The following is a 14,234-nucleotide window of genomic DNA, read 5'->3' as shown; positions in this document are numbered from 1 at the left end:
TAATTTCTAGAAGGAGTTTTACATGGGCATTCGCATTATAGGTACTGGTCTTTATCACCCAGAAGATGTTATTACCAATGAAGAGTTGGTCGAAAGTTTAAATGCTTATGTGGAACAGTATAATCAGCTCAATGCTGACAAAATTGCAGCAGGTGAGCTTGAAGAACGTCGTGGCTCAAGTGCTGACTTTATCGAAAAAGCCTCTGGGGTAAAACGCCGTTACGTGTCAGAAAAAACAGGTATTCTGGACATTAACCGTTTACGTCCAAATTTGCGTGAACGCGGGGATGATGAAATTTCGCTACAAGCAGAATGGGGTGTAATTGCTGCAAAACAAGCCATGCAAAATGCAGGCGTGACCGCAGAAGATATTGATGTGGTGATTTTGTCTTGCTCAAACTTGCAGCGTGCTTATCCTGCGGTGGCGATTGAAATTCAAACTGCGCTTGGTATTCAAGGTTATGCCTATGACATGAACGTGGCATGTTCTGCTGCGACTTTCGGCATTAAGCAAGCGCATGATGCGATTAAAGCAGGTGCGCGCCGCGTACTGTTGGTGAATGTCGAAATTACCTCAGGTCATAACGATTTCCGTTCACGTGACTGCCACTTTATTTTTGGTGATGTAGCAACCGCTTCAATTTTGGAAGACACTGAAACCAAAGCAGGTTTTGAAATTTTGGACATGAACCTGTTTACTCAGTTCTCGAATAATATCCGTAATAATTTCGGTTTTTTAAACTTAAGTGAAAATGCAGATATTGACGATAAACGCTTCCATCAAGATGGTCGCAAAGTCTTTAAAGAAGTTTGCCCCTTAGTTGCCAAAATGATTACTGCGCAATTAGAAAAGAATCAGATTGCGCCAACCGAGGTGAAGCGTTTCTGGTTGCACCAAGCCAATGCCAGCATGAACGAACTCATTTTGAAATTGGTGGTTGGTAAAGAAGCAGCACAACCAGGTTTAGTACCTATTATTTTAGATGAGTTTGCCAATACTTCTTCGGCAGGGGTAATTATCGCTTTACACCGTACTGCACACGAAGTCGAAAACGGTGAATATGGTGTCTTGTGTTCATTTGGCGCAGGCTATTCAGTTGGCGCGATTTTGGTACAAAAACGTGATGCTGCATAAGCTTTGCCAAACCGTATAAGATCAGCAAACGCCTAAGTACAGGTATTAAAAAGTTCCTTCTCCTTCGGGAGAAGGCTTGGATCATCCGCGATATTCTCTTTACACAGACACATACAGAATAAAAACATCGAAAAACTTTATGAAAAATAATGCTTAGGTTAAGATGGAGCATCTTTTAATAGACCTATTTTGAAAACCTATGCAACCATTTGTTCTATATAACTCAGAGCAACGAAAAAAAGTTGAATTTGTTCCGCGTAAAGAAGGACATATCGACATGTATGTCTGTGGCATGACGGTTTATGATTACTGTCATATCGGGCATGCGCGGGTTATGGTTGCATTTGACTACATCATTCGCTTTTTGCGCAGTCAAGGTTGGAATGTGAAATATGTCCGCAACATTACCGACATTGACGACAAAATTATTAAACGTGCCAATGAAAATGGCGAGAGCATTCAAGCTTTAACAGATCGTTTTATTCAAGCCATGAATGAAGATGCGGCAAACTTAGGCTGTGTTGAACCTGATGCTGCACCACGTGCCACTGAATATATTGATCAAATGCAAAATATGATTGGTAATTTGGTCAATAAAGGCACAGCTTATCCTGCAAGTAATGGCGATGTTTATTTTCAGGTTGAAAAATTTGACAAATATGGCCGTCTTTCAGGTCGCAAGCTAGAAGACATGCAGGCGGGCGCGTCTGAGCGTGTTGATGTTGAAGTCGACAAAAAGCATCCATTTGACTTTGTTTTGTGGAAACATGCCAAAGAAAATGAACCATCTTGGGCTTCGCCGTGGGGCAATGGACGTCCGGGTTGGCACATTGAATGTTCTGCGATGTCGACTTGCTGCTTAGGTAATCATTTTGATATTCATGGTGGTGGTTCAGACTTAATGTTCCCACACCATGAAAATGAAATTGCCCAGTCTGAAGCATCAACAGGTGAGCAGTATGTAAATTACTGGATGCACGTTGGCTTTATTAATGTCGATGGCGAAAAAATGTCGAAGTCATTGGGTAACTTCTTCACCATTCGTGATGTGATGGAAAAATTCCATCCTGAAGTGATCCGCTACTTTATTGTGTCATCGCATTATCGTAGCCCTGTAAACTTCTCCGATGTAGCACTCAAAGAAGCCAAAACCGCATTATCACGTTTCTATCACTCATTTAAAGCTTATCAACAAGCGTACGGTACGCAAACAGTTGAGCAGTTAGATGAGGCTTTGGTGGAACGTTTTAATGCCGCAATGCGAGACGACTTTAATACAGCCGAAGCAATTGCAGTTCTGTTTGAAGTCAATAAAGAGCTGAACCGTTCAGTAAAAGAGCAGCAGGCAGATCAGGCGGCGGTGTACTATTCGACTTTGCGTCATTTGACCAATATTTTAGGTTTGGTGCAGCATGATGTTGACGAATTCCTGAAGTCTGATATTGGTCAGGACGCTTTAGGTTTATCTGAACAAGCCATTGCAGACTTCATTCAGCAACGTCAGGATGCTAAAAAAGCCAAAGATTTCGCCCGTGCTGATGAAATTCGTCAGTCTTTGCTCGATCAAGGTGTGGTCTTGGAAGATACCCGTCAAGGTACAGTATGGCGTCGTGCTGATTAATTGAGCACTTGGGAGCATAGAGAGTTGACAGTTGTATGAAATTCTCTATAATTCACTTCAATATTGCGGGAATAGCTCAGTTGGTAGAGCACAACCTTGCCAAGGTTGGGGTCGCGAGTTCGAGTCTCGTTTCCCGCTCCAAAATTTTAAAAAACGCTTATCGAAAGATAAGCGTTTTTTTATGGCTGTTTGTTACAGCTTGCTTGCAGTCAGCTTTATAGATGGGTTTGATCCATAATTTTTAGAGCATTTTCGTTGAAATATGCTTCTGAGCTAGTTCTATCTTTAGCTTTATCTGCAACTTTGAATCAATAAAATAAATAGCCTAAGCTCAAATATGATTGTTTTTCATTTGAAACTCGAGTCAAAAAGCGAGTTAATTAAAACAGCATACAAAAATGCGTTAAAACAAAAAACACACGCAGAATCAAAGTGTAGAATTGCATAGATATGCTAAAATTGCGAAAATTAAATGTGCTTCAATAAATCACTTTTATTGAGGTGTAGAAAATACTCAATTTAAGTTGAACGTTGAATGCCAAACATGTCAAATACCATTGATTTCCAATCTGTAGCCTTAGACACTTTAAGAATAGAAGAACAAGCATTACAAGTCTTGGCGACGCAAATTGATCAGCGTTTTAGCCGTGCCTGCGAAATCATGTTGCATTGCAAAGGGCGTGTTGTGGTCACAGGTATGGGAAAATCAGGTCATATTGGTCGTAAAATGGCTGCGACGTTTGCCTCTACAGGCACGCCGTCTTTCTTTATGCACCCGGGTGAAGCAGGGCATGGTGATTTGGGAATGTTGGTACGGGGTGATGTTTTAATTGCCATTTCCAACTCCGGCAAAAGTGATGAAATTATGATGTTGATGCCACTCATCAAACATCTGGAAGTTCCTCTAATCACAATTAGCGGTGATGATCGCGGGCCGATGCCACAAAATGCTGATGTCGCTTTAACATTAGGCAATATTCAGGAAGCTTGTCCACTTGGTTTAGCACCAACCTCAAGTACGACTGCAACCTTGGCATTAGGTGATGCATTGGCTGTAGCGTTACTTGATGCACGTGGTTTTACTGCCGATGATTTTGCTCGTTCACATCCTGCAGGCGCTTTGGGTAAGCGCCTGTTATTGCATGTGAAACATTTGATGCATACCGGTACAGAATTACCTAAAGTTGCACCAGATACACCAATGAACAAAGTGTTATACGAAATTTCAAACAAACGTCTAGGTTTAACCACAATTGTCGATGAAAATGACGTCTTGTTAGGCATTTTCACCGATGGTGATTTACGACGTTTAATTGATAAACAACAGGGCTTTGATGTGAATTTACAAGTTGGGCAAGTGATGACTCAACATCCTGCAACGATTTCACAAGAAGCACGTGCAGTTGAAGCTTTAGAGCAATTACGTGACCGTAAAATCAATCAGTTTGTGGTGGTGGATGATGCCAATAAAGTCATTGGTGTGATCAGTATGCATGACTTGATTCAAGCAGGGGTAAACTAAACAATGGCATCTTATATTTTATTAGAGCAAGCGCGTCATATTGAAGCTTTGGTTTTAGATGTCGATGGAATTCTAAGTGATGGTTTTGTCACCTTAACCAACAGCGGTGATGAAATTAAATCATTCGATATTCGTGATGGTTTAGGTATGAAACTGGTGCAACAAGCAGGTGTTAAAGTCATTATCATCACGGGTCGTAAAAGTAATATTGTCGAAAAACGCATGTCCGATTTAGGTGTAGATTTGGTCTACCAAGGACGTGAAGATAAAGGCACTGCATTGCAGGAAGCCTGTGCCAAGTTAGGTTTATCACCTGCAGATTGTCTCTATATGGGCGATGACTGGCCTGATCTTTCAGCGTTTTCGATTGCAGGGATGAAAGTCACAGTGCCAAATGGACATATTGAAGTGCGTCGTCGTGCCGATTTAGTCACACAGGCCATGGGTGGGCGCGGTGCGGTACGTGAAATCTGCGATATGATTTTAACCGCCAAAGGTGTGTACCAAAGCTTACTTGAAAAATATCTCAGCATCCCTCATTAATTAAGTCATACATTCAAAGGTTTGAGTTACAGCCCCACTTATGGATACTAAAGTTTTATACGTTACTGCGATTGCAATTGCAGCTGTAAGTGGTGGTTATTACTATTACAGCGGTAAAGGCAAAAAACTGGAAACTGACGCTGCTCGCTCTATGACTTATAGTGCAGAGCAAATTCATCTGACCCAAACAGATGAGCAGGGCAATTTATATGTGCGTGCGCAAATTGACCGTTTAGAGCAAGACATGCAGCAAAAAACCTCTAAGCTGGAAAATTTGAATGCCTCTATGTATAAAGCGGGCGCGGTGGATGCCACTTTTTTTGCTAAACAGGCACAAGGTTTTAATGACAATGAAAAGGTTGTGTTGTCAGATCAAGTGCTAGCAACCAAGTTACTCGCTCAAGGCAAACTGACGCTTGAAACAGTCGAGTTGAATGTGTTTCCTAAAACACGTGAAATCAGTACCGAAAAACAAGTGACTGTACAATCTCCACAGGCTGATTTTATCAGTCAGGGCTTAAAAGCCAATTTAAATGATGGGCAATACGAATTTTTTAATATTCGAGGAAAGTATGAACCATAAATCTAAGCTTACAGCTCCTAAAGCGTTGATAAAACAAGCAGCACTTGTGGGCTTGGCGGTGCTTTCATCGGCAGGTGCATGGGCAATTCCGTCAGACCGCAGTCAGCCTATTACTTTATTGGCAGACCGTGCGACCTTTAGTGAACGTACTGGCGTCACCACTTATACAGGCAATGTGGTGATTGAACAGGGCACCATGAAACTGCAGGCAGATTCGATTGTTGCTAATCTGAACAGCAAAAAAGAAATTAGTGTCATTACGGCAACGGGCAGACCTGCGCAATTCCAGCAAAAGACTGATCCAGCCAAAGGGCTTGCCAAAGGTCAGGCGCAAAAGATTGTTTACAATGCTGAAACAGGCATTATCACCTTAACGGGTGGCGCACTTTTAGAGCAAGATGGAGCCAGTATTCGTGGTAATACCTTGCGTTATAGTATGAACAAAGGCGATGTTGAAGCGATTGGTACACCGAACAAAACTGGTTCTGAAGCGGGTCGTGTAAAAATTGTGATTCCACCATCAAGTTCAAAATCATTCCCGGGAGCGCGTGATTAATGGATCAAACGAGCGCAGCACAGGACAGCGTCCAGCACGGTCAGCAGACTTTGTGTATTAAGCATTTAGCCAAAAACTATAATAAGCGCTGGGTGGTTAAAGACGTTTCATTTGAAATGAAAAGTGGTGAAATTGTCGGGTTACTTGGGCCGAACGGTGCGGGTAAAACCACCAGTTTCTACATGGTTGTGGGTTTGGTGCGCATGGATAAAGGCGAAATCCATTTAGATCAACTGGATTTATCTGACCTTGCCATGCATGAACGTGCGCGTAAGGGGATTGGTTATTTACCGCAAGAAGCCTCTATTTTCAGAAAGCTGACCATCGCTGAAAATATTATGGCTATTTTAGAAACCCGCAAAGATTTAAATAAACAGCAACGTCAGCAGCGTTTATCAGAATTGCTGGCAGATTTTAAAATCACGCATATTAAAGATTCATTAGGGATGAGTGTGTCGGGTGGCGAACGCCGTCGTGCAGAAATTGCCCGTGCTTTGGCAGCAGACCCTAAATTTATGTTGTTAGATGAGCCTTTTGCAGGGGTCGATCCTATTTCTGTCGGTGATATTAAAGATATCATTCGTACCTTAAAAGATCGTGACATTGGCGTATTAATTACCGACCATAACGTCCGTGATACTTTAGCCATTTGTGAACGTGCTTATATTGTTAGCGAAGGTTCAGTCATTGCAGAGGGTACACCGCAAGAAATTCTGGAAAATGAAATTGTGCGTGAAGTTTATTTGGGTGAAGACTTTTTTGTTTAAAGCTTGAATGTTCTAACCGTTATTGGTTTTCGTATGCTTACTGCATAAGTTGTAGAACAGAAAGTCGTGTAAACATTATTTAACCTTCTATACCTTTGAGGATAGAAGGTTTTTTCATGGTGGTTATCAGTCCAAATAAGCTATAACTCTAAATACGTTAGAGCGCTAAACACGTTATAATTATCAAGTTTTTATTTAACTGGTTGATTGATCTGGAGTGTTATGCCATTTACCATTGCTGCGCCCATCACTTTTGAAGAAGAAATTAAAAAAAGTCGATTTCAGGCAATTGCTGTGCCTGTAGATAATGAGCAAGCGGTAAAAACTTTTTTGGAACAGCAGCGTGATTCATCTACCACACATCAATGTTGGGCATGGAAAATCGGGCATCAATTACGTTTTAATGATGATGGCGAACCTTCAGGTACGGCAGGACGTCCTATTTTAGCCACGATTGAAGGCAATGAGTTGACTAATGTTTTGGTCTTGGTAAATCGTTGGTACGGCGGCATTAAATTGGGCACAGGCGGCTTGGTACGTGCCTATGGGGGATGTGCAGGGCAATGTTTGGCTCTAGCAGAAAAAATAGAACTGATTGAAAAAAAGACCGTGCAATTTTCCTGTCATTTTAATGAGTGGGCAATTTTACAATACGAGCTAAATAGTCAGCAGATTGAGTACAGCGAAGACTACACCGCCGAAGGCGTGTTGGTAAAGGCATTCATGCAAGTCGATCAAATAGACCCTTTAAAACTAAAATTACAAGATATTAGCCGTGGGCGTGAACAACTCAAAATCCTTGAGGATGATCAAGATGACTGAAGCAAATTCACCTGATCCATTATCGAAGTACCGTGAGCAGCATAAACACCGTTTAAACTACATGCCGTGGTTATATTGGTCATTAAAAGCTAAACATCGTGTATGGGCAGAAGCTTGGCAGCAGGAATATCAAGCTTATTTAATGGCAATGGAAACGGTAGAGATTGGCAAAAACTGTTTTATTTCACCATTGGCACATATTTTTGCAGAACCAGGACGTAAAATCAGTATTGGCGATAATACCTTTATTGCAGCCGATTGTACTTTGCATGGCCCTTTAGAAATTGGCAATGAAGTCGCGATTAATCACCACTGTATTTTAGATGGTGGCAGAGTTGGAATTAAGCTTCATGATCAGGTGCGTATCGCAGCATATTGTCATTTATATGCATTTGATCATGGCATGGCTTTGGATCAGCCCATTTATCAGCAAGCGGTGCGTTCACAGGGCATTGAAGTTGGTAAGGATGTTTGGTTAGGTGCGCATGTTGGTGTTAAAGATGGGGTGAAGATTGCGGCACATGCAGTCGTTGGTATGAATAGCATGGTCACCAAAGATGTTCAGGAGCGGGAAATTGTGGTAGGAAACCCTGCCAAATTGATTCGTTATCGTGAGTAAATACGATGCAGCAAGGCTAAATCTTTAAACTTCATTACATTTTTTCATGTCCCTGCAACACGAGTTGTGTTAAGTTAAAAATAACAACTAAAAAATAGCCTGCAAAAGGCAGTAAGAGAGGCAATAATGAAACGTGTAATTGCTTGTATTGATTCTTCGCCTTGTATTAATGCGCTTGCTGAAGCTGCTGCGTGGATTGCAACACAAACTCAACGTGAATTGGTGTTATTACAAGTTTTGGATTATTACCCCGCCAGTTATCATTTGGGGGAAATTAGTGGCGTGATTGGTTTTGAAAGTAATGCGATGTTACTCAAAGAATTAGCTGAGTTGGAACAAAAACAAAGTGAATTAGCACTCGACTATAGCAACAATTTATTGCAGCACATTTCCAATATGATTCAGGAAAAATATGAAATTGTACCTACTCAAATTCAAGAAAAAGGCGATTTTCTAGAACAAAGCTTCAGTGTGTTGAATGAAGACGATATTGTGGTGATTGGACGCGTGGGCGAAAAATCTGCTGAACGCAATAAGGCTTTAGGGAGTAATGTCGAAAACTTTATTCGTGGTGCAAATTGTACCGTGATGACTGTGGGAGAGCATTTTAAAGCACCAACCCGCTTTATTTTTGCTTATGAATATTCCCCAACTTGCATCAAAATGATGAAGCGAATTGCACAAAGTGATTTGCTTAAATTACTGCAATGTCATTTGCTTTATGTGGGCGATCATCCTGAAGTTTTAAATGAACCTGCAGATTTTTTAACAGCAGCGGGTTTAGATGTGGTGGTTGAATATCGTTATGGTGATGTAGCTGAAAATATTTTAGATTATCAACGTGAACATGGTATCCAGTTGATTGTACTAGGGGCATTTAGCCACAGTAAAATTCATCAATTTTTCTTGGGAAGCATTACCACCAATATTTTCCGTAACTCAACTGTTCCTTTGTTGGTGGCAAAGTAAAAATCGTAAATGATTCAAAAAAGATCATTTCAAAAGATTGTTTAGTTGAACTGATGTAAATGCTTGCTGACTGTCCATGGTTATCCGCATAATTTGTGGATAACTGTATGGACAGTATATGTAACATTATAATATATAATGTAAAATTGCTTTAGGTTGTTTTTTAACCTTGTGTGGACTTTACTTTACAATCGCTAAAGCAAAGCCATCATGTCCTTTGCTGCCTACAGTTTGTAATGCTGTGCACGATAAAATTCGCGAATGATTTTGCATGGCTTTGAACATGTCACGAATCCCTTCAATGCTTGGTTTGTGATTGTCAGGATTTAAAATTTCCCCTGCACGAATTACATTGTCTAAAAAGATAATTGTACCTGAGCGTGAAAGTTTAAGACTCAGTTCCAAATATTCAGGATAGCTTTGTTTGTCGGCATCAATAAAAATAAAATCAAAAGCTTCAGTATCTTCTGGCAGAGCTTTTAGAATTTCTGCAGCACGACCAACTTTTAATTCAACCTTTTGTTTTAATTGAGCGCGGTCAATATTTTCCTGTCCCAAAGCTGCATGGGTATCACGTCCTTCAATCGTGAGTATATAACCATCTTCAGGCAGCGCACGTGCTAGCCACATTGTGCTATAAGCTGCGAATGTGCCCAATTCCAACACACGTTTGCATTGATTCATTTGAATGAGCATTTGTAGCAACATGCCCTGATTTGCCGCAACTGCAAGGTGATCTGGAAAACCTTTGGCATCGGTATTTTCTAAAGTTTGCGTCAAAATTGGGTCTTCGGGAATTAAATGTGATTCGATATAGTGATCGATATCCGTCCACATTTGTTGCATAGCGTGCTCACCTTTGTTGCGATGTGTGCATTGTAAACTTTTCTGCTCAGAGTGCAATTTATTCGCGGAATGGAGCCGGTGATAATCTATTTCGCAATAAAAAAAGAGGTCAATTTGACCTCTTTAGGATTTAATTCTAAACAACACTGAATTAGAAATTACACATAGATGAATGGCGGCTTAAATCTGGCCCCCAAGTTCGATAACCTTGTGTATCAATATGAATTTGTCCTGAAGCGTATAAGCCTAAGCCCATGTTTAAACTTTGACCATATTGCTGCCAGAACTGACACAGTCTGTATTTGGTACTTTCAATATAGGCATAGTCTTCGGCATTCGGGAATTGTGGCCCAATTCTAAAATCAATGGCTGAGTTAAATAAGTGACGCGATGAGTTCGCACCACCTGCACATTGATTCAGTGGTAAATCTCGATAGACAGAAGTGACTTCAAAATCAGTTAAGACTTTAGAGGCGACCAAATATTTAAATACACGCAAGGTAGGCACCTGATTTTGCCACAATTCACGACTTGGAATCATAAATTGCGAACGTCCACAGCGTTGCCAGTCACGTGCGGTACGCATTAATTCAAAACTTGGAATAATATTGCCAACACCGTTGTGTTCCAAGAAGCGTTCATATTCACGAACTTGGCGTAAATTGTCACTCACTGCCACCCATGCATTATACGAATAAGGCACAATTTTAGGTGCTACCTGACGCTCATAGGTGATTTTTTCTTGAGGAATGAAAATTCGTTTTCCATCGGGCGTGGTGATCGTTGTTGTTCTGTTTGGGGTTGAACTACAGGCAACCAAGATAACGGGAACAATGCTGAACGAAAACAGCGCCTTGAAAAATTTCTTCATTAGGCAAATCAGATATTTATTTAAAGTGGCAGTATTCTAATCGAAAATGCTGGTTAAAATTTGAAAATATTGCAATCAAATGTGTGTTTTAGGTATAAAAAAAGATCAGCACAGGACTGATCTTTTTCACAACAAGACGAACTTACTTTTCTAAGTATTGTAATTTGTCTGGTTTGCCATTCCATTCTTCACGATCAGCAGGTTGATCGCCAATTTGTGTAATGTTTGGCCAAGTCTGTGAAAGTTCAGCATTTAGCTCGATAAACACTTCCTGACCTTCTGGTAATTCATCTTCAGAGAAAATAGCGTTGGCAGGACACTCTGGTTCACATAATGCACAGTCGATACATTCGTCTGGATTAATGACAAGGAAGTTCGGACCCTCGTAGAAGCAGTCTACAGGACAAACTTCAACGCAGTCTTGATATTTACATTTAATACAGTTTTCAGTGACAACAAATGTCATGGCGACAGCTACCTAAAAATATGGTTCTAATTCAGAATAGTCTATTTTAGGCAAAAATCACTACAACTAACAATCGCTTTTACTGATATTTGATATAGACAGTGCTGCTAAATTTGATAAAAGGGGGATAAAATCATCAAAAAAACTTATAAATGACAAAGACTCTCAATTGAGAGTCTTTGTTTAGCTCAAATATTTTAGAAATAACAGCGGCTAAGCGTTCAATTGTTCCTTTAAAGCATACAATTGTTCCAGCGCTTGTCGTGGCGTTAAATTATCGACATCTATACTGCGTAATAAATCTAAAGCAGGTGATGGTTTTTCTACCTCTATTACACGTTCAATCACTTCTGGTTCAGCTGAGCTTGTTGCTGGTGCAAATAGGTCATCTTGAACGGCTAAATTGACATTTTTGTGCTGCTGTTTTTCTAAAATTCTTAAACGGTTTTGCGCTTCTTTAATCACATTGGCTGGAATGCCTGCCAATTTTGCCACTTGCAAACCGTGACTTTGGCTTGCAGGACCTTGTTGAACTTTGTGCAAGAGAATCAGGTTGCCATTCATTTCTTTGGCGGTTACGTGGTAGTTATCCACCCCAGATTCTTTGTTTAATTCGGTCAATTCAAAATAATGCGTTGCAAATAGGCATAAACATTTGATGCGTTTGCTTAAATCCAACACACATGCCCATGCCAAAGATAAGCCATCGTAGGTACTGGTTCCGCGACCAACTTCATCCATCAGCACCAAAGACTGTGAGGTTGCATGGTGTAAAATTTGTGAAGTCTCAGTCATTTCGACCATAAAGGTCGATTTACCTGTCGATAAATCATCGGCAGAACCAATACGGGTAAACACGCGATCAATAGGACCTAATACGGCTGTTTGGGCAGGCACATAACTACCACAATAGCCAAGTAGGGCAATGAGTGCGGTTTGACGCATATACGTTGATTTACCGCCCATATTCGGGCCAGTAATAATTGCCAAACGATGATTGTAGTCGAGTAAAGTATCATTCGGTGTAAAGGCGGTTTTACTCAAGGCCTCAACAACAGGATGACGTCCTGCAGTAATTTTAATTCCAATTTCAGGGCTATATTCAGGGCGTGCCCAATTGCGTAAACGTGCTTGATGGGCAAAGTTTGCCAATAGATCAATTTGTGCAATCGCGCTGCTCATCATTTGTAATTGAGCAATGTCTTGGCGTAATTCATCCAATAGCATTTCAAATAGCATCTTTTCACGGGCTAAAGCACGGGACTCGCTAGACAGGACTTTATCTTCAAAACTTTTTAGCTCTGGGGTGATGTAGCGTTCTGCATTTTTTAAAGTTTGACGACGGATATAGTGTTCAGGTGCTTGCTCGGCTTGGGCGCGAGTGAGTTCAATGTAGTAACCACTGACACGGTTGTAGCCAATTTTTAACGTTGGGATACCGCTTTCTTGGCGCTCTTTGACTTCTAAATCAATCAGGAATTGCCCCGCATGATCACGGATTTTGCGTAGTTCATCGAGTTCACTGTCAAAACCCTCTGCAATGACATTGCCATCACGCAATAGTACAGGTGGGTTTTCTACAATTGCCTGCATCAGCCGTTGATGCAGTCCATGAAAATCGCCCAGTTCTTCATTCAGGTTTTGAATGAGTGCGGATTGTTGTGCAGAAACAATGGGCTGTAAGGCATGACGCAAATAGGGAATTTGCGCACAGGCCTGACGTAGTTGTACCAAATCACGTGGGCGTGCGCTACCGAGTGCGACACGACTCAGCACACGTTCAATATCACTAATTTCTTTCAGTACCAAACGCACAGGCGACTCATGGTAACCTTGTATTAAGGCTTGAATTGCATCCAGTCTTGCATCTAACAATGCCGTGTCACGCAAAGGTTGCATCAAGGTACGACTCAGTAAACGGCTACCCATGGCAGTTTGGCAATCGTTAATCAGTTGGAATAAAGAAGTGCCGTGTTCAAATAATGGTTCAACCAATTCCAAATTACGTCGGGTCACAGGATCAAGCGCAATAAAATTGCTGCTTTGTTCTAATTGAATACTGCGAATATGTGGTAAAGCCGTTTTTTGGGTTTCTTTGGCGTAGTGTATTAACGCTGCCGCTGCTGCTTTGGCTAAGGGCAAATGATCAATACCAAAACCTGAAAGTGTCGATACAGCAAACTGATCACAAAGCGTTTTTTGCGCATTGTTTAGGTTGAAATCGACATTTGGGCGTTTGGTCACAGGGCAGTCAAGTTGCTTTTTAACCTGTTCAATAATATTCGGATCGACAATATCTTCATCGACCACAATTTCGCTTGGCATTAAACGAGAAAGTTCAATCGCGAGTTGTTCAGACAAATAATCCATTTGCTGAACTTTAAAAATCCCTGCACTTAAATCCAGCAACGCGATACCAATTTGGTTTTGCTGTAAGCATAAAGAGACCAAGTTGGAAGATTGATGACTGTTGAGCAGGGCATCATCGGTGAGCGTACCAGGGGTGATAATCCGTACCACTCCACGCTCTACAGGACCTTTGCCTGTTACCTCGCCAATTTGCTCACAAATTACCACGGTTTCGCCTTTTTTAACCAAGCGAGCGAGATAACCTTCGGCAGCATGATACGGTACGCCTGCCATTGGGATAGGTTTGCCGCTGGTTTTACCTCGATGGGTGAGGGTAATGCCTAAGAGTTTGGCGGCTTTGTGTGCATCATCAAAAAATAATTCGTAGAAATCGCCCATGCGATAGAACATTAAAGAATGTGGATGTTCCATCTTCACCCGTAAGTATTGCTGCATCATTGGAGTGTGTGAAGATAGATCAGCCATGATTTCTGTCATGTTCATGCAGTTGAAGTCCTTTAATTTGAAGCGTAATTTAAGTGTAAGTATGTGACTAGCTTATTTT

14 protein-coding genes and 1 tRNA gene are annotated in these 14,234 nt (G+C 41.1%); 11 read left to right on the top strand and 4 right to left on the bottom strand.

Features of this window, described 5'->3' with window-relative positions; all coding sequences use genetic code 11:
- Positions 1 to 22 precede the first annotated feature (22 nt).
- From FTU35_RS06025 to FTU35_RS05975, 11 genes are all read left to right on the top strand, one after another.
- The gene (locus FTU35_RS06025; RefSeq protein WP_154320667.1) at positions 23 to 1,135 is read left to right on the top strand and encodes a beta-ketoacyl-ACP synthase III; all 1,113 of its coding nucleotides are present in this window, start codon (positions 23 to 25) and stop codon (positions 1,133 to 1,135) included.
- Positions 1,136 to 1,334: 199 nt separating this feature from the next.
- Positions 1,335 to 2,756 carry a cysteine--tRNA ligase gene (gene cysS / locus FTU35_RS06020; protein WP_154320668.1) on the top strand — a complete coding sequence of 474 codons (1,422 nt, stop codon included), beginning with the start codon at positions 1,335 to 1,337 and terminating at the stop codon, positions 2,754 to 2,756.
- A 65-nt stretch (positions 2,757 to 2,821) separates the two neighbouring features.
- Positions 2,822 to 2,897, top strand: a tRNA-Gly gene (locus tag FTU35_RS06015).
- 403 nt (positions 2,898 to 3,300) lie between these two features.
- Positions 3,301 to 4,278, top strand: a complete 978-nt coding sequence (locus FTU35_RS06010; protein WP_004973067.1) for a KpsF/GutQ family sugar-phosphate isomerase — start codon at positions 3,301 to 3,303, stop codon at positions 4,276 to 4,278.
- A 3-nt stretch (positions 4,279 to 4,281) separates the two neighbouring features.
- The gene (locus FTU35_RS06005; protein WP_004973069.1) at positions 4,282 to 4,821 is read left to right on the top strand and encodes an HAD family hydrolase; all 540 of its coding nucleotides are present in this window, start codon (positions 4,282 to 4,284) and stop codon (positions 4,819 to 4,821) included.
- A gap of 40 nt (positions 4,822 to 4,861) precedes the next feature.
- The gene (gene lptC / locus FTU35_RS06000; protein ID WP_004973071.1) at positions 4,862 to 5,404 is read left to right on the top strand and encodes an LPS export ABC transporter periplasmic protein LptC; all 543 of its coding nucleotides are present in this window, start codon (positions 4,862 to 4,864) and stop codon (positions 5,402 to 5,404) included.
- Positions 5,394 to 5,960: a lipopolysaccharide transport periplasmic protein LptA gene (lptA, locus tag FTU35_RS05995; protein WP_004973072.1), complete on the top strand. Its 567-nt coding sequence runs from the start codon at positions 5,394 to 5,396 to the stop codon at positions 5,958 to 5,960. Before lptC ends, lptA begins: the two co-directional genes overlap by 11 nt.
- Positions 5,960 to 6,727 (top strand): LPS export ABC transporter ATP-binding protein, encoded by a 768-nt coding sequence (lptB, locus tag FTU35_RS05990; protein ID WP_004973074.1) that lies wholly within the window; start codon positions 5,960 to 5,962, stop codon positions 6,725 to 6,727. Before lptA ends, lptB begins: the two co-directional genes overlap by 1 nt.
- A gap of 222 nt (positions 6,728 to 6,949) precedes the next feature.
- Positions 6,950 to 7,549, top strand: a complete 600-nt coding sequence (locus FTU35_RS05985; protein ID WP_096900925.1) for a YigZ family protein — start codon at positions 6,950 to 6,952, stop codon at positions 7,547 to 7,549.
- A complete protein-coding gene (locus FTU35_RS05980) occupies positions 7,542 to 8,168 on the top strand; it encodes a DapH/DapD/GlmU-related protein (RefSeq protein ID WP_180064586.1) in 627 nt (208 codons plus the stop codon). Before FTU35_RS05985 ends, FTU35_RS05980 begins: the two co-directional genes overlap by 8 nt.
- Positions 8,169 to 8,294: 126 nt before the next feature.
- A complete protein-coding gene (locus FTU35_RS05975) occupies positions 8,295 to 9,137 on the top strand; it encodes a universal stress protein (RefSeq protein WP_154320670.1) in 843 nt (280 codons plus the stop codon).
- A 180-nt stretch (positions 9,138 to 9,317) separates the two neighbouring features.
- Here FTU35_RS05975 and FTU35_RS05970 read toward each other — a convergent pair whose 3' ends face one another.
- The 4 genes from FTU35_RS05970 to mutS form a co-directional block, all read right to left on the bottom strand.
- On the bottom strand, positions 9,318 to 9,983 hold the full coding sequence (locus FTU35_RS05970) for an O-methyltransferase (protein WP_004973089.1): 666 nt from the start codon (positions 9,981 to 9,983) through the stop codon (positions 9,318 to 9,320).
- A 151-nt stretch (positions 9,984 to 10,134) separates the two neighbouring features.
- A complete protein-coding gene (locus FTU35_RS05965) occupies positions 10,135 to 10,854 on the bottom strand; it encodes a D-Ala-D-Ala carboxypeptidase family metallohydrolase (protein WP_004973092.1) in 720 nt (239 codons plus the stop codon).
- 142 nt (positions 10,855 to 10,996) lie between these two features.
- Positions 10,997 to 11,320, bottom strand: coding sequence for a ferredoxin FdxA (gene fdxA / locus FTU35_RS05960; RefSeq protein WP_004973093.1), 324 nt, complete (start codon positions 11,318 to 11,320; stop codon positions 10,997 to 10,999).
- 213 nt (positions 11,321 to 11,533) lie between these two features.
- Entirely contained in the window at positions 11,534 to 14,173 is a 2,640-nt protein-coding gene (gene mutS / locus FTU35_RS05955) for a DNA mismatch repair protein MutS (protein ID WP_180064585.1), read from the bottom strand.
- Between the last annotated feature and the right edge of the window lie 61 nt (positions 14,174 to 14,234).

Source organism: Acinetobacter sp. YH12095 (assembly GCF_013419245.1).
GTDB classification, from domain to species: Bacteria; Pseudomonadota; Gammaproteobacteria; order Pseudomonadales; family Moraxellaceae; genus Acinetobacter; species Acinetobacter towneri.
Note: the sequence above shows the minus strand (reverse complement) of the source record. Positions and strands in the feature narration are given on the sequence as shown.